Origin of the sequence: Rhizobium sophoriradicis, assembly GCF_003939025.1 — a bacterium.
Classification (GTDB): Bacteria; Pseudomonadota; Alphaproteobacteria; order Rhizobiales; family Rhizobiaceae; genus Rhizobium; species Rhizobium sophoriradicis.
The window spans coordinates 132,853-146,567 of sequence record NZ_RQIH01000010.1 but is presented as its reverse complement, the minus strand read 5'-3'; the positions used below and the strand labels follow the sequence as shown (position 1 = coordinate 146,567).

The window sequence follows — 13,715 nt, the reverse complement described above, 5'->3', positions numbered from 1 at the left end:
GCCAGCTCTCTTGCCGTCACATCAGGGCTTGGCAAGGTCCCAGTTGCCGCCGACGCCGTCGCCGGTGATGTCGCCGGCCTTCGTGTCCTTGACCCAGTAATAGAGCGGCATGCCGTCCTTGGCCCATTGCTTCGTACCATCCTTGCGTTCGATGATCGAATATGCACCATCGGCCTTGGCATCGGAAGCAGCCATCAGCGGCGGCCAGTTCTTGGCGCAATCGTCGTAGCAGTTGGAAACGCCCTTGGCATCCTTCTTGAAAGTATAGAGGGTCATGCCGTTTTCGCCGGCAAGAACCTTGCCCTTGGCAGTCTCGACTTCCTTGACGGGCGCGGCGGCGAAAGCAGCGGTCGCGGCAAAGGCGGCTGCCGCTGCGACGGACAGGAATTTCACGGACTTCATGGTGTTTCTCCTCGGGTTGGGCACGCAATTTGCGCTGCCTGAGATGAGACACGAGGCGAGGCGGTTTTATTCCGCGCGTGGAGAAGTTTTATGGCGGGCGGATGGTCATTCGCACACAACGCCCCGCTTTTACAGGTCATTTACATTATGGCTATTTGCGGATAGCATATATCCTTAATTCCGCTCGCAGAGCCAGCATGATGAGTAATTGAATGATCCTGAAAAGCCAGGTCGAGTGGGCGCTGCATTGCAGCGCCATTCTCGCGGGCCTGCCCGAGGGCCGGTACCTCTCCACTAAGGCGCTCGCCGAGCTTCATGGCCTGCCGAAGGAATATCTCTCCAAGGCGCTGCAGAGCCTTTCGCAGGCTTCCCTCGTCGAAACCACGCTCGGTCCGAGCGGCGGCTACAGGCTTGCGCGCTCGCCGTCGGAGGTCAATTTTCTCGAGATCGTCGAGGCGGTCGAGGGCAAGGCGCGCAGCTTCGCCTGCACGAATATCCGGGAGAACAATCCGTGCCGGCCGGCAGGCTATTGCGACAGCAAGCCCTGCGCGGTCGCCCGCGTCATGTGGGAAGCGGACGAAGCCTGGCGCGACACGCTGCGACGTGTGCGCCTCTCCGATCTCGTCGGCACGTTATCCGAAGAGGTTCCGCCGGATATCTGGCGGGACACGTTCGAGTGGGTGCTGAAGCGCGCCGGCTGAGGAAGCGAAACCCTAAAGCGCGTCGCGATCTTTCAGATTCGCTCCTTACGCTTTAGCTCTTTGCTTTTACGCATGTCGTTGCCGCAAAACCGCTGCACACTTTTGCGCGACATGCTCTAGGCCCTGAAAATGGTCCTGATGGTCTTCAGGATGGCATGGGCGCTGCGCACCTGTTCCGCCGGCAGGGCGGCGCCGTCGCGGAAGCGCTCGGCGCGGCCCGCAAGCTGTTCGGCGATTTCTTCGGCCAGGGCCGGGCGTTCGGCGAGCAGCGGCGCGAAGGCCTCCTGATCGATTTCATAGGCCGTCACCGGCGTCAGCGCCTCCAAGGTGCAGACTTCCTGCATGCCGGCGAGCAGGCCGGTCTCGCCGAAGAAATCGCCGGGCGCCAGCCGTCCGCGCTCCTCGTCCGCATGCCGGGCGGCGATGATGCCGGCGCGCACCATCACCAACGAGGGCAGCATTTCGCCCTCCCGCACGATCACGTCGCCCTTGCGGAACTGCCGGACAGTCGTGGTTTCGGCGAGCTTTGCCTTTTCCTCTGATGTCAGCGTCGCAAAGACCGGAATGGCTTCGATCAGCGCAAGCGGCGTCACGCTCGGCGGCTTGGCGTTTTCCTCGGTCGGCAGATCGGCGGCAAGGATCCTGGCCGTGGGCGGGACGGCGAGCAGCAGGCCGGCGGATTTGCAGTGGCGATAGACGAGATCGAGCACCTCGTTTCGCGCCGGCACGCGCTGGCTGGGGCTCGTTACGCGAAACTGCAGCTCGACTTCGAGCGACGTAGCATCGAGCCCCTTCAACGCCACGACCGGCGGCGGATCGCGCACGATGGAATTGCAGCTCGTCAGCGCCGTCAGCATCACCTGGCGGATCGATGCCGGCATGCGCGTCGGGGCGATGCGGATGGTGAGGATCAGGAGATGGGTCTCGTCCGGCCGGCTGACATTGGTCAGGCCGAGCTTGGCGAGAAAGCTGTTTGGCAGCACGACGATATTGTTGCCGGGCGTCAGGATGTGCGTCGCGCGCCAGTTGCTCTCGACGACGCGCCCCTCCGTGCCGTCGCTCAGAAGAATCCAGTCGCCGATGACATAGGGCCGGCCGAGGGTTAGCGCGATGCCGGAGAAGACATCGGCGAGCGTGTTCTGCAGCGCGAGGCCAAGGATGATGGCGACGACGCCCGAGGTCGCGACGAGGGTTCCGATCGGCACGCCGAAGACGAAGGCGAGGATCGAAAGCACCATGCCGATATAGACGACGCCGATGACGAGATCCTGGAGCAGACGGGCCTCACGCGGGCTGCCCTCCAGCACCAGATAGAGCCTGATGAAACCGATGACGGCCCATGCCAGGTGAAGCCACCAGAGCGATTTGGCGAGAATGACGAGTAGGGCTTGCGGGTCCTGGGTCTCATATCCCTGGAAGCGGTGGGGTTCGATGCCACTGCCGACAAGGATCAGCGTCATGACGGCAAAGAAGAGGATCTGCACCACCAGCCGCGTCGTCGGCCGCTGGCTGGAGAGGAAGTACCAGACGACGATGCCGGCGAAACCGACCGTTATGAGCGATATCAGAGGCTTGCCGAAGAGCGCGTCGTAGATCATCTCACTCTTTCTCCGGGAGGGGCGGGCGGCACATGATTGAGCATGTCGGCCAGCCGCGCAAGCATGGGGCCTCGCGCGGATGGCCTTCGGCGGATCGTCAGTTCTGCAGCGGGAAAGTCAGTTCTTTCTGGTCGGTGTCGACGACGAAGACGGCGAGCAGGCGGTCGGGCTGCGTTTCGCTGCCATTGGCGCTGACGCCATGGCGGTCGCCCGGCATTTCCGAGAAGCTCTCGCCGGCCTGATAGGTCTTGACCGGACCGTCATTGACCTGGCTGCGGATCGATCCTTCCAGCACGGTGGCGTAGATGAAAGCCGAGTCCGGATGGGTGTGGCCTTCGGAGAAGCCGCCGGGCCCGTATTCAACCAGCACGCCCTTGATGCTCTTGCCCGGCACGTTCGGCAGTTCGTGCTCATAGACGAGCGTTACCTTGGCGGACTTGCTGCTGTCGTGGGCGGAAGCGCCGGTCGTTGCCAGAAGGGCGAGGGCGGCGGCGAGGAATGATGACTTGATCATGGCAATCTCCTTATTGCCTGGGGTGAAGAGGCCGATCACCTCGGCCGGGCGGATGTGGCGAACCACTGTTCGAAGGTGATCGAGCCGAGCCGCGGATCGTCGTCGGACACGAGCGACTGATCGCTCAGCCTGGCGCCGAAATATTTCGCCTCGGCGTCGGCCTCGACGATCCGCGGGTCCTTCGTCGCCTTGAGATAGCGGGCGACGAGCTCGCTGAGCCGGACCCGTTCCGGGCCGGATATTTCGATCGTTTTGTTGGCCGGGGCGGAGAGCGCCACGTCGGCCATGGCGTCGGCTACGTCGTCGGAAGCGATCGGCTGCACATAGGCGGGCGATAAGCGAACCGTCTGGCCGACGGTGCCCGACTGGGCGATACCGCTCAGGAATTCCATGAACTGCGTCGAATGCACGATCGTATAGGGAATGCCCGATGCCCTGATCAGCTGTTCCTGGGCGAGCTTGCCGCGGAAATAGCCGCTGTCCTGGAGCCGTTCGGTGCCGACGACGGAAAGCGCGATATGGTGCTTCACGCCGGCAGTCTTTTCGGCGGCGAGAAGATTGCGCCCCGAGGTCTCGAAGAATTCGAGCACGGCCTTGTCCTTGAAGGAGGGCGAATTGGCGAGGTCGAGCACGACTTCGGCACCGGCGAGCGCTTCGGCCAGTCCTTCTCCGGTGATCGTATTGACGCCGGAGTTCGGAGAGGCGGCGATCACCTCATGCCCGCGCGTGCGCAGGCGTTCGACAGTCTTTGAACCGATGAGGCCGGTTCCGCCGATGACGACGATTTTCATAACAGATCTCCATTCGCTGCCGGCATGCGGCAGCGTCAAAGCTGAATCTTCTCAATGAATTGCGAGAGTTAGTTCAGGCCTGATTTATCGAGGCCATAGGCCTTGTCGGCCGTGCCGGGCACCGTCTTGAAGCCGACATTGACGCGGTTCCAGGCATTGATGGCCATGACGACGAAGGTCAGGTCGGAAATTTCCTTCTCCGAAAGCTGGCCGCGCACGCGCTCATAGATTTCGTCGGGAACGCCGCCTTCGGGAAGCTTGGTCAGCGCTTCGGTCCAGGCAAGGGCTGCGCGCTCGCGGGGAACGAACAGGTTCGATTCCCGCCAGATGGCGACGTGATAGAGTCGGAGTTCGCTCTCACCATGGATCTTTGCCTGCTTCACATGCATATCAAGGCAAAAGCCGCATCCGTTGATCTGCGAGGCGCGGATCTCGATAAGGGCCTGCAGCTTCTCATCGATGACGCTGCTTCTCAGCGCCATGCTGAATTCCATGAATTTCTTGAAAAGTTCGGGGGACTGCTGGGCGTAATTCAATCGCTGGGTCATGTCGTTTCTCCTCAATTAAGGACATTTAATATCCTTATGGATAAAAGGTATCCTTAATTGCTGGACTGTAAAGCCATTCTCACCTAGTTTGCCTGCATAAAGCCTATGCGCAAAAGTATGAGGGGGCAGAGATGGATATCGTTTCGGCATTGCGGACCTTCCAACGCGTCGCAGAGACCGGTTCGTTCTCAGCGGCGGCGCATGATCTCGATGTGACGCAGCCGGCGGTTTCGCGGCAGGTTGCGTCCCTCGAAAGCCATTTCAACACCCGCCTCCTGCATCGTACGACGAGCGGCCTGTCGCTGACGGCGGAAGGGGAGCGCATGCTGCCGATGGCGCTCCGAATTCTTGAGGCGGTGGAGGAGCTCGGCGATGCGGCAGGCTCGAACGGCGCCACGGCATCGGGAAAGGTCAGGCTCAGCGTGCCCGCGCCGCTCGGCCTCTATTTGAGCGAAAGGCTCGGCGATCTTCTTGCCGGCCACCCGAAGCTTTCGGTCGAACTCATCTTCCGGGAGCAGAGCTCCGATATGATCGAGGAGCGCCTCGACCTGGAAGTGCGGCTCGGTTCGGTCGCCGACAGCAGTCTCGTCTGTCGCCGGATCGGCTGGACGACTGCATTTCTCGTCGCGTCGCCTGCTTATCTCGCGCGCAAGGCGGCCCCGCGTGCGCCAAAGGACATCAGGGACCATGAATGCCTGTGCTACGATAGGGCAGGCGACACCTGCACATGGTCCTTCTCGAACGGGTCGGAAGACATATCGGTCAGGATCACGCCGCGGCTGACCGCCTGTAACGCGATTGCCATTCATAGGGCGGCGCTCGCCGGCGCTGGCCTCGCGGTGCTTTCCCACATCATCGCCGTGCCCGACATCGCCGCTGGCCGGCTGATTCCCGTAATGGAGGATTTTCAGCCGAGCCGCCTGCCGATTACGGTCGTCTATCCCTCGAGACGGAACATGCCGCTGCGCGTCAGGACGGTTCTGGATTTTCTGACCGATGTCATCGGCCAGGACCCGTCGATGTGTGTGAGCGGGGCGGACCGCCAATGGAACGGATGATCGTTCGGGCCGGTGATTTGCCGTTTTCCGCCTTGCCTAACGGCTGCGAATCCTGCCAAGTCGCCGGGCTATGCAATTTGCGCCGCAACAAGACGAAGCCCTCAAGGCTGTTTCGAAATGGCTGAATGAAGGGCGCTCGCCGCTCTTTCGCCTGTTCGGCTATGCCGGGACGGGCAAGACGACGCTTGCCAGGCATTTCGCCGAAAATGTCGACGGCGATGTACTGTTTGCCGCCTTCACCGGCAAGGCCGCGCAGGTGCTGCGCTCGCGCGGCGCCTCCAATGCCAGGACGATCCATTCGCTGATCTACCGGCCGCGCGGCGAGGAGGCGGTGGAGGACGAGGAAACCGGCAAGACCTCGATTGCGCCGATGTTTTCGATCAACCGGCAGAGCCCGGTCGCGAAAGCCGCACTGATCATCGTCGACGAATGCTCGATGGTGGACGAGGCGCTCGGCAAGGATCTGATGAGCTTCGGCACGCCGATCCTGGTGCTCGGCGATCCCGGCCAGCTGCCGCCGGTGTCGGGCGGCGGTTATTTCACTAATCAGGAACCGGATTACCTCCTCACCGACATCCACCGCCAGGCGCGTGACAATCCGATCATCAAGCTCGCCATGCAGGTGCGCGAGGGCAACGAGTTGATGTATGGCGATTACGGAACGGCGAAGGTTATTTCGAAGAGCGAGGTGACACAGCAGCTGGTGCTCGATGCCGACCAGGTGCTCGTCGGCACCAACAGGACGCGGCGGCGCTATAACCAGCGCCTGCGGGAGTTGAAGGGTTTTAACGCCGATTATCCGCAGACCGGCGACAAGCTCGTCTGCCTGAGGAACGACCCGGCCAAGGGTCTGCTCAACGGTTCGCTGTGGCAGGTCATGACCTCGTCGAAGGAAACGACGAAACCCGGCATCAATCTGCTCGTCCGCCCCGAGGACGACGACATGGATCGGGGGGCGGCCAAGATCAAGCTTCTGAAACAGGCCTTCGAGGATGTCGAAGGCGAGATTCCCTGGAACACCCGCAAGCGCTACGACGAGTTCGACTACGGCTATGCGCTGACCGTTCACAAGGCGCAGGGCTCGCAATGGAATGACGTCGTGCTGTTCGACGAGAGCTGGGCCTTTCGCGACACCCGCGAACGCTGGCTCTATACCGCGATCACACGTGCGGCGGAGACGCTGACAATCGTGCGCTGAACCCGGTTTCAGCCGGTAAGGCGACGGTGGCGGCGGTCGGGCGGCTGCAGGCGTCAGGCCTGCACGATGCCGAGCAGGACGGCCTTGGCAATGGCCTGGAAGCGGTTGTTGGCGCGGAATTTCAAGATGATTCCGGCTTCGAGATCCCTGGTTTCGTCATGCTTCAGGTCGAGCGCCCGGGCGATGCGCTGGGTAGAATAGCCTTCCGCCATCAGTTCCAGGCAGCGCTTTTCCTGCGGGGTCAGGCTGGAGTTATCCTGATTGTCGTTGAGCGGCTGTGTCTCGATGCTGCCGTCGTAATCAAGGAGGTCGCTGACCTGCTGGAGCTGGCGGTGCAGCGTCGACATCTCCGCCGTCAGCTCGCGCCGGCGCACCTGCAAGGCCTCGCGGAACATTGCCTCGGCCCCTTCCTGAGAATCGGCTTTGCGAAGCTCGTCCATCAATTCCTGTATCACGGCAATCGGCATGCCCGTCTCGCGGCAGACGGTGATGACGGCCATGCGCATCACGTCGTCCTGGCCGTAGACCCGCATCAGGCCGATGCGATTGGCCGAAATCAGTCCCTTCTCTTCGTAGAAATGCAGCGTCCTGTGCGTAACGCCGAATGCGTTGGCCATATCGGCAATCGGCACCGGACCTTCCGGTAGATCCGGCGGCAGCGCGGCCGAAGGCAGGAACCGGTATTTCGACCGGGCCTCCGAAGCGAAACCGGCAGCAAACAGGTGTTTGGAACCGTCTGGCATGAACCCTCCTAGGGCATCTTGTTGCACCTCATGCGGATTTGCCAGTTGCTTCCCGGGCGCGGCGAGTGGGGTTTCCTCTAGGCGGTCTTATTCGTGGGGAAAGAAGCGGTACGCGGCGTACGATTACGCGATACAATGTCCACGTTATGCGTGAATGATTGTTTTTGTAAGTGCTAAAAATAATCTCTTTTAAATGGGATAGCAACGTGACGGCGTGATTTCGTGTGTGCTGCCGCAAAACATGTGTTGCGCCGCCGCATCAGCCAGTCACCTTGAAAGGCGACGGTAAATACTGTTTGTGGTACGCACCTGGCCGATGCTCGTTGGAAATGCTGGGGTTTCATCAGCGATCGGCATCGCATCCATCTGCGAATCTCGTTGGCCATCGCCGGGCACTTGGCTTAAAAGCAGGCCTTTCGTTTCGTGATCGATGGATGCCAGCCATGCCCGCCAAGCTCTCCGTGAACCTCAATGCCGTCGCCATGCTGCGCAACCGGCGCGACCTGCCCTGGCCGAGCGTCGAAGCGCTCGGGCGAATCGCCCTTGCCGCAGGCGCCAGCGGGTTGACCGTGCATCCGCGTCCCGACCAGCGCCACATCCGCTTTTCCGATCTGCCGGTCATCCGCAACCTGATCGACGACGAATTTCCCGGGGCCGAGTTCAACATCGAGGGTTATCCGACGGAGGAATTCCTCGAACTCTGCGCCGGCGCCGCGCCCGAGCAGGTGACGCTGGTGCCAGATGATCCCGCACAGGCAACCTCCGACCACGGCTGGGATTTTCGCAAGCACCAGGTGTTCCTCACCGATGTCGTCGCGCGGCTGAAGAAGATGGGAAGCCGCGTGTCGCTGTTTGCCGACGGCGATGGTGATGCGCAGGCGGTCGAGATCGCCAAGGCAGTCGGCGCCGACCGGATCGAACTTTACACAGGCCCCTATGGCGGCTGCTACGACGCGCCGGAGCGGGCAGCGCCGATTCTCGAAGCGCTCGGGAAAACAGCGGATGCGGCGCTCGCGATCGGGCTCGCGGTCAATGCCGGGCACGATCTGACGGTCGCGAACCTGTCGGCATTGGTTAAGCGGATTCCCGATCTTGCCGAAGTTTCGATCGGCCACGGGCTGACTGCCGATGCGCTGGAGTATGGCATGGCCGAGACGGTGCGGCGGTTTTGCCGGGCTTGCGGACAGGCGGTTTAAGGAAGCAATTGGTCGTCACGGGGGGGCTACCCCCTCTGCCCTGCCGGGCATCTCCCCACAAGGGGGGAGATCGGGTGGGGGCGATGACTTTGCCCAGATAACTACCGCACGTCTAGGCCGATACGGTGGAGAGGGAGCGATGTTCCAACCTCTGCCGATCTCCCCCTTGTGGGGGAGATGCCCGGTAGGGCAGAGGGGGTGACCCAACTACCGCCCGCAAATGCGTCAGTGCCCGCCAGTTCCAGCCGACGTCAGCGCCGCTTTATGCGCCACGAAGAAATCCTCCAGCGGTTGCGGCTGTTTGCCGGTCAGCTTTGCGAAATCACCGGTGACGATGTCGAAATTGCCGGCGCGGATGTTGGCGTCGGCTGAAACCAGCATGTCGGCGACGAAGCCCGGGAGGCCGGCGCCGCGCATGCCTTGGCCAAGCTGTTCGTCGGTGACGTCGATCACTTCCAGCGGCTTGCCGGCGGCTTCGGAGATGATGGCGGAGATCTGCCGGTTGGCGAGCGACACCGCGCCGGTCAGCGTGTAGGTGGCGCTTTCCGAGCTGCCGGAGGCAAGGGCTGCGGCGATCGCGAGCGCGCAATCGTCGCGCGAGATGTTCGCGACCTTGCCATTGCCCGTCGCGCTATACCATTTGCCGCCCTGCAGGTTGTGCGGCATGCTGTGCATGTAATTGTCGTGATACCAGGCGTTGCGGAAGATTGTGTAGGCGATGCCGCTTGCCTTGATGGCGTTTTCGGTGCCGAGATGGTCGGGTGCGAAGGTGACGAGTGAATTGTCGGGCGCCGGCATCGAGGTGTAGGCAATGTGCTTGACGCCCGCCTTGACGGCAGCGGCGACGGCGGCCTTGTGCTGGGCGAGGCGCCTGCCGGGGGTGTCGAGCGCATCGGTGCTGATGATCAGCAGACGGTCGATGCCGGCGAAGGCCTGTTCCAGGCCGGCCGCGTCATCGAAATCGGCCTTGCGGCTGAGAACGCCCTTGTTGGCGAGTTCGGCGAGCTTTTCCGGGTTGCGGGTGGCAGCGACGACCGCGCCGGGGGCGACCTTATAGGTCTCGAGGAGATGGTGGATGACGCGCTGGCCGAGCTGTCCGGCAGCACCGGTGACCAGGATGGTTTCGCTCATGAAGTCGTTTCCTTCTGCGTTGAGTGTTGGTCTCAAAAAGAGACTAACTCTAGAATAGGAATTGACTTCACTGTGTAAAGGAGGCAGCTTTTCGGCTGTAAGTTACCAAAAAGGAACCAGCAGATGAGCGGCGCAGTCCTCAGTCTGAAGAACAGGATGCCTGGGGCGCGACGCGAGATCGATCTCGCCGGCCTCGATTTTTCCAACTGCCCGGTCAGGGACATGATGCAGCAGATCGGCGGCAAATGGTCGACGCTGCTGCTCGAAGTTCTGGCGGCCGAGCCGCGCCGCTTCGGCGAACTCAGGCGGATGCTTCCCGACATTTCGCAGCGCATGCTGACGCAGACGTTGCGCGATCTGCAGAGGGACGGTTATATCGCCCGCGAGGTCTTCCCGACCAAGCCGCCGAGCGTCGAATATTCGATGACCGATCTCGGACGTTCGCTCTACCAGCCGCTGTCGCAGCTGTTGAACTGGGCGGAAGCGAACCATGATGCGGTGCGCGCCGCCCGCTCGCGTTTTGATTCCGCCGATGGTTAAGGGGCGAGGGCTTCTTTTACGTCGATCGCGTAAACAGAGCGCGGAACAATTCCTCCGACCGCTGTAACCCTTCGTCGCTGAGAACGACCGACTTGGCCTTGCCCGCGGGATTGGCAATCAGGCCCTTCTTGTACAAACGATCCATCACGTCCCAGTCGAAGCCTTTCCAGGCCCGATCGCCGTCATGCAGCGTCAGCCAGAGCAAAGCGAGAACGGCATCGTCGATCTTTTCTTCATCCATTTCCATGCCGGAAGCATCCCTGCAAAAATGAGAAACCCTGTCGTCCGCTCACTTTAACTCACGTGTGACTCCGAGATCGACTCCGATTTTCAAGACTGTGTGTCAGGTAATTTACTTCCCGCGCCCTTCCGTCAGGAACAGCATGAAGGCGAGCGCCGGAAAGGCGAAGCCGATCCAGGCGGTCATCGTCCAGCCGCCGGTGGCGTAGGCCCAACCGCCGAGCGCCGAGCCGAGCGCGCCGCCGGCAAAGAAGGTGGCCATGAAGAGGCCGTTCAGCCGGCTGCGATGTTCCGGGTTCAGCCCATAGATGGCGCGCTGGCCGCAGACGAGGTTGGTGGTCACGCCGAAATCGAGTGTGATCGCCGCCACCGTCAGCAAGATCAGGGCGGTCAGCGAGCCGTCGGCGGCGAAATGGCTGATCAGGAAGGACGCCATGCCGAGCAGCATGGCGATGGCCGAGGCGACCTTCGTCATGCCGCGATCGGCGAGCCGGCCGGCAATCGGCGAGGCGACGGCGCCGGCCGCACCCGCAAGCGCGAAGAGGGCGATGCCGTTCTGTGTCAGGCCAAAGGTCGGGCTTGCAAGCAGCAGCGGCGTCGTCGTCCAGAACAGGCTGAAGGCGCCGAACATGCCGGCCTGATAGAGGGCGCGGCGCTGCAGCACCCGCGAGGTCAGCGCCAGATGCGCCATGGAGGCAAGCAGTTCGCCATAGCCGAGTTTGGTCTTCGGCACACGGACCGGCAGGTTGACGCGCAGGATGATGGCGAGCATGAGCATCAGCGCCGCGGTGACGTAATAGACCATGTGCCAGGAGGAGGCCTCGGCGACGAAGCTTGCGAAGGGGCGGGCCAGCATGATGCCGCAGAGCAGGCCGCTCATGACATTGCCGACGACCTGGCCACGCGTCGCATCCGGCGCCATGTTCGCGGCGAAGGGCACGAGCACCTGAACGGCGACCGAGGCGAGGCCGATCGACAGTGAGGCGGTGAGGAACATGGCCGGTGTCGAAGACAGCGCGGCGCCGATCAGGGCGACGGCGGAGACGGCGACCAGCGCCAGCACCAGCCGGCGGTTTTCGGTGAGGTCGCCGAGCGGCACGATCAGCAGCAGGCCGAGGCCGTAGCCGATCTGCGTCAGCGTGACGATCAGCCCAGTCGCGGCCGGCGTGAAGCCGAGATCGGCGCTGATCGGCCCGGCAAGCGGCTGGCCATAATAGAGATTGGCGGCCACCAGCCCGCAAGCAGCGGCGAAAAGGAAGGTGAGCCAGGGGGATAGCGCTCGTGGAATGGCATTATCGGGCGTAGTGGCTGAAATGCTCATTAGAAACTCCGGTATTATTCGAAGATCGGGAAGATTGAATGCAAGAATGCTGGCTGCAGCCACCCGATCCTTGACCGGGTGCCGGTATTCGCTCGTCTGTTTTCAGCTCACGAGCTTCATCGCGGCTTCGGCCGCTGAAATCATTTCCTGTCGGCTGCGTCCCGTCTTGCCGATGACGCGCAGGCCCTTGGTCAGGCAGAGGAAGGCGAGGGCGGCGGCATCCGCATCCACCGTTTGCGGGATGGTGCCATCGGCCTGGCCGATGCGGATGAGATCGGCCATCAGCCTCTCGTCCGCGGCAAAGGCGGTCGCGACATGGGCGGCGGTTTCCTCATCCAACAGGGCGAAGTCATTGGCGCCGCCGACGACGAGGCAGCCTTTGCGGCCGGCATCGCCATAGGAAAGTTCCGTATAATACATCACCATCTGGAAGACTTTTTCGCGACCGGTCGCCGCGGGCGCAATCATCGCTTCCAGACGCCGCCGACCGAGTTGACGATAACGACCAAAAGCGGCGAGGAAGACGCCGCGCTTGTCCTTGAACGCCTTGTAGATGCTGCCGGAGGCGAGGCTCATTGCCTCGGTCAGATCGCTGATCGAGGTGGCGTGGTAGCCGCGTTCTGAAAACACCCGCAGGGCCGAATCCAGCGCTGCGTCCATATCGAACTCGCGCGGCCGGCCACGGCTGCGGGTTGTTTCATTTGGTGTGAGGCTGGCGTCGGTCATGTCCACCTAATTAGGAAATGATCGTTTCCAAATCAAGCGAAACTTTTGTGCGCAGCAAATTCAGAGGGCGAGGACCCAGTTCTGGCCGTTCGCTTCAGGGCCGAACATACGATGTCTCTCCTCGGAGACAAGTCGGAAGCCTGATTTGATGTAGATCGCGCGAGCTGTCTCCAGCATGTCGTTGGTCCAGAGCGAAAGCTCGCGGTAACCCTTCTGCCTGCAGAAGCGGATGCATTCGTCGACCAACAGCTTGCCGAGCCCGAGGCCGCGGGCCGCCTTGTCGACATAGAGCAGCCGCAGCTTGGCGATACCGTCGCCGCCATTGGTGACGAGGACCGAGCCGACATTGACGCCGCCGCGTTCGGCGATCCAGCAATATTCCATGGCGGGGTCGAAGTTGGCGAGGAATTTGCCGGCGACCTCGGCGACCAGCGCCTCGAAGCGCAGGTCCCAGCCATATTCCTCGGCATAGAAGCGCCCCTGGCTCTGCACCATCCAGCCGATATCGCCGGCGCGGTGGGGGCGGATGACGGCGGGGGCGGGTTTGGCCGCGGGGTCGAGGAGGGCGCGGATCCTGTCCATGGCGGAAACGACCGCCTGCGGCTCGCCGGTCGCGAGAGTTTCGAACCGGGCGGCGATCTGCGCATTGGCGCGCCGGCCGAGTTCCTCGAATTGCACATGTCCCTGCTCGGTGACAGTGATGATCTGGCTGCGCAGATCGGCCGGATCGGGGTTGGTTTCGATCAGTCCCTCGGCGCGGAAACGCTTGAGGATGCGGCTGAGATAGGCCGGGTCGAGATGCAGGTCGCGGACAAGCGCCACGGCACTGACGCCCTCATGCGAGCCGATCTCGAAGAGAATGCGGGCGTCCGTCAGCGTGTAGGGCGAGTCGAGATAGGCCTTGTTCAGCAGGCCGAGGAAATTCGTATAGAAGCGGTTGAAATCGCGGGCGGTTTCGATGAGGGCGGTATCGGACATGGTGATCTCCAGGGGGAGACCTCGCCAGAT

At 62.3% G+C, this 13,715-nt stretch carries 16 protein-coding genes; 5 read left to right on the top strand and 11 right to left on the bottom strand.

Going from position 1 to position 13,715, the window contains the following annotated elements; genetic code table 11:
* Positions 1-21: 21 nt before the first annotated feature.
* Entirely contained in the window at positions 22-402 is a 381-nt protein-coding gene (locus EFR00_RS18350) for a COG4315 family predicted lipoprotein (RefSeq protein ID WP_009996856.1), read from the bottom strand.
* Positions 403-614: 212 nt separating this feature from the next.
* Here EFR00_RS18350 and EFR00_RS18345 point away from each other — a divergent pair, with 212 nt between their 5' ends.
* Complete coding sequence (locus EFR00_RS18345; protein ID WP_077992962.1) at positions 615-1,103, top strand: RrF2 family transcriptional regulator; 489 nt, start codon at positions 615-617, stop codon at positions 1,101-1,103.
* 116 nt (positions 1,104-1,219) lie between these two features.
* Here EFR00_RS18345 and EFR00_RS18340 read toward each other — a convergent pair whose 3' ends face one another.
* From EFR00_RS18340 to EFR00_RS18325, 4 genes are all read right to left on the bottom strand, one after another.
* Positions 1,220-2,701, bottom strand: coding sequence for a cyclic nucleotide-binding domain-containing protein (locus tag EFR00_RS18340; protein ID WP_009996858.1), 1,482 nt, complete (start codon positions 2,699-2,701; stop codon positions 1,220-1,222).
* Between the two features lie 97 nt (positions 2,702-2,798).
* Positions 2,799-3,215 carry a cupin domain-containing protein gene (locus EFR00_RS18335; protein ID WP_009996859.1) on the bottom strand — a complete coding sequence of 139 codons (417 nt, stop codon included), beginning with the start codon at positions 3,213-3,215 and terminating at the stop codon, positions 2,799-2,801.
* Positions 3,216-3,250: 35 nt separating this feature from the next.
* Positions 3,251-4,006: an SDR family oxidoreductase gene (locus EFR00_RS18330; protein ID WP_077992959.1), complete on the bottom strand. Its 756-nt coding sequence runs from the start codon at positions 4,004-4,006 to the stop codon at positions 3,251-3,253.
* Between the two features lie 68 nt (positions 4,007-4,074).
* The gene (locus EFR00_RS18325; RefSeq protein WP_009993773.1) at positions 4,075-4,554 is read right to left on the bottom strand and encodes a carboxymuconolactone decarboxylase family protein; all 480 of its coding nucleotides are present in this window, start codon (positions 4,552-4,554) and stop codon (positions 4,075-4,077) included.
* A 131-nt stretch (positions 4,555-4,685) separates the two neighbouring features.
* Here EFR00_RS18325 and EFR00_RS18320 point away from each other — a divergent pair, with 131 nt between their 5' ends.
* The gene (locus tag EFR00_RS18320) at positions 4,686-5,612 is read left to right on the top strand and encodes a LysR family transcriptional regulator (protein WP_009993775.1); all 927 of its coding nucleotides are present in this window, start codon (positions 4,686-4,688) and stop codon (positions 5,610-5,612) included.
* Positions 5,613-5,682: 70 nt separating this feature from the next.
* The gene (locus EFR00_RS18315; RefSeq protein ID WP_077992957.1) at positions 5,683-6,810 is read left to right on the top strand and encodes an ATP-dependent DNA helicase; all 1,128 of its coding nucleotides are present in this window, start codon (positions 5,683-5,685) and stop codon (positions 6,808-6,810) included.
* 53 nt (positions 6,811-6,863) lie between these two features.
* Here EFR00_RS18315 and EFR00_RS18310 read toward each other — a convergent pair whose 3' ends face one another.
* Positions 6,864-7,553 (bottom strand): MerR family transcriptional regulator, encoded by a 690-nt coding sequence (locus tag EFR00_RS18310; RefSeq protein WP_009995279.1) that lies wholly within the window; start codon positions 7,551-7,553, stop codon positions 6,864-6,866.
* 443 nt (positions 7,554-7,996) lie between these two features.
* On the opposite strand from EFR00_RS18310, the gene EFR00_RS18305 reads away from it, so the two are divergent.
* Positions 7,997-8,749 carry a pyridoxine 5'-phosphate synthase gene (locus EFR00_RS18305; RefSeq protein WP_009995278.1) on the top strand — a complete coding sequence of 251 codons (753 nt, stop codon included), beginning with the start codon at positions 7,997-7,999 and terminating at the stop codon, positions 8,747-8,749.
* Positions 8,750-8,974: 225 nt separating this feature from the next.
* On the opposite strand, the gene EFR00_RS18295 is transcribed toward EFR00_RS18305, so the two are convergent.
* Positions 8,975-9,880, bottom strand: coding sequence for an SDR family oxidoreductase (locus EFR00_RS18295; protein ID WP_009994993.1), 906 nt, complete (start codon positions 9,878-9,880; stop codon positions 8,975-8,977).
* Between the two features lie 123 nt (positions 9,881-10,003).
* On the opposite strand from EFR00_RS18295, the gene EFR00_RS18290 reads away from it, so the two are divergent.
* Positions 10,004-10,420: a winged helix-turn-helix transcriptional regulator gene (locus EFR00_RS18290; RefSeq protein ID WP_038689919.1), complete on the top strand. Its 417-nt coding sequence runs from the start codon at positions 10,004-10,006 to the stop codon at positions 10,418-10,420.
* A gap of 16 nt (positions 10,421-10,436) precedes the next feature.
* Here EFR00_RS18290 and EFR00_RS18285 read toward each other — a convergent pair whose 3' ends face one another.
* The 4 genes from EFR00_RS18285 to EFR00_RS18270 form a co-directional block, all read right to left on the bottom strand.
* Complete coding sequence (locus EFR00_RS18285) at positions 10,437-10,667, bottom strand: DUF6429 family protein (RefSeq protein ID WP_009994991.1); 231 nt, start codon at positions 10,665-10,667, stop codon at positions 10,437-10,439.
* Between the two features lie 105 nt (positions 10,668-10,772).
* Positions 10,773-11,981, bottom strand: coding sequence for an MFS transporter (locus EFR00_RS18280; RefSeq protein ID WP_077992953.1), 1,209 nt, complete (start codon positions 11,979-11,981; stop codon positions 10,773-10,775).
* 102 nt (positions 11,982-12,083) lie between these two features.
* Positions 12,084-12,707 carry a TetR/AcrR family transcriptional regulator gene (locus tag EFR00_RS18275; protein ID WP_039620812.1) on the bottom strand — a complete coding sequence of 208 codons (624 nt, stop codon included), beginning with the start codon at positions 12,705-12,707 and terminating at the stop codon, positions 12,084-12,086.
* A gap of 60 nt (positions 12,708-12,767) precedes the next feature.
* The gene (locus tag EFR00_RS18270; RefSeq protein ID WP_009996459.1) at positions 12,768-13,685 is read right to left on the bottom strand and encodes a bifunctional helix-turn-helix transcriptional regulator/GNAT family N-acetyltransferase; all 918 of its coding nucleotides are present in this window, start codon (positions 13,683-13,685) and stop codon (positions 12,768-12,770) included.
* Between the last annotated feature and the right edge of the window lie 30 nt (positions 13,686-13,715).

Excerpts from the sequence above, each read along its gene's own strand:
- EFR00_RS18335 (WP_009996859.1), bottom strand. The coding sequence starts at position 3,215 with ATGATCAAGTCATCATTCCTCGCCGCCGCCCTCGCCCTTCTGGCAACG.
- EFR00_RS18270 (WP_009996459.1), bottom strand. The coding sequence starts at position 13,685 with ATGTCCGATACCGCCCTCATCGAAACCGCCCGCGATTTCAACCGCTTC.
- EFR00_RS18330 (WP_077992959.1), bottom strand. The coding sequence starts at position 4,006 with ATGAAAATCGTCGTCATCGGCGGAACCGGCCTCATCGGTTCAAAGACT.
- EFR00_RS18340 (WP_009996858.1), bottom strand. The coding sequence starts at position 2,701 with ATGATCTACGACGCGCTCTTCGGCAAGCCTCTGATATCGCTCATAACG.
- EFR00_RS18280 (WP_077992953.1), bottom strand. The coding sequence starts at position 11,981 with ATGAGCATTTCAGCCACTACGCCCGATAATGCCATTCCACGAGCGCTA.
- EFR00_RS18310 (WP_009995279.1), bottom strand. The coding sequence starts at position 7,553 with ATGCCAGACGGTTCCAAACACCTGTTTGCTGCCGGTTTCGCTTCGGAG.
- EFR00_RS18325 (WP_009993773.1), bottom strand. The coding sequence starts at position 4,554 with ATGACCCAGCGATTGAATTACGCCCAGCAGTCCCCCGAACTTTTCAAG.
- EFR00_RS18350 (WP_009996856.1), bottom strand. The coding sequence starts at position 402 with ATGAAGTCCGTGAAATTCCTGTCCGTCGCAGCGGCAGCCGCCTTTGCC.
- EFR00_RS18345 (WP_077992962.1), top strand. The coding sequence starts at position 615 with ATGATCCTGAAAAGCCAGGTCGAGTGGGCGCTGCATTGCAGCGCCATT.
- EFR00_RS18315 (WP_077992957.1), top strand. The coding sequence starts at position 5,683 with ATGCAATTTGCGCCGCAACAAGACGAAGCCCTCAAGGCTGTTTCGAAA.
- EFR00_RS18285 (WP_009994991.1), bottom strand. The coding sequence starts at position 10,667 with ATGGAAATGGATGAAGAAAAGATCGACGATGCCGTTCTCGCTTTGCTC.
- EFR00_RS18290 (WP_038689919.1), top strand. The coding sequence starts at position 10,004 with ATGAGCGGCGCAGTCCTCAGTCTGAAGAACAGGATGCCTGGGGCGCGA.
- EFR00_RS18295 (WP_009994993.1), bottom strand. The coding sequence starts at position 9,880 with ATGAGCGAAACCATCCTGGTCACCGGTGCTGCCGGACAGCTCGGCCAG.
- EFR00_RS18305 (WP_009995278.1), top strand. The coding sequence starts at position 7,997 with ATGCCCGCCAAGCTCTCCGTGAACCTCAATGCCGTCGCCATGCTGCGC.
- EFR00_RS18275 (WP_039620812.1), bottom strand. The coding sequence starts at position 12,707 with ATGACCGACGCCAGCCTCACACCAAATGAAACAACCCGCAGCCGTGGC.
- EFR00_RS18320 (WP_009993775.1), top strand. The coding sequence starts at position 4,686 with ATGGATATCGTTTCGGCATTGCGGACCTTCCAACGCGTCGCAGAGACC.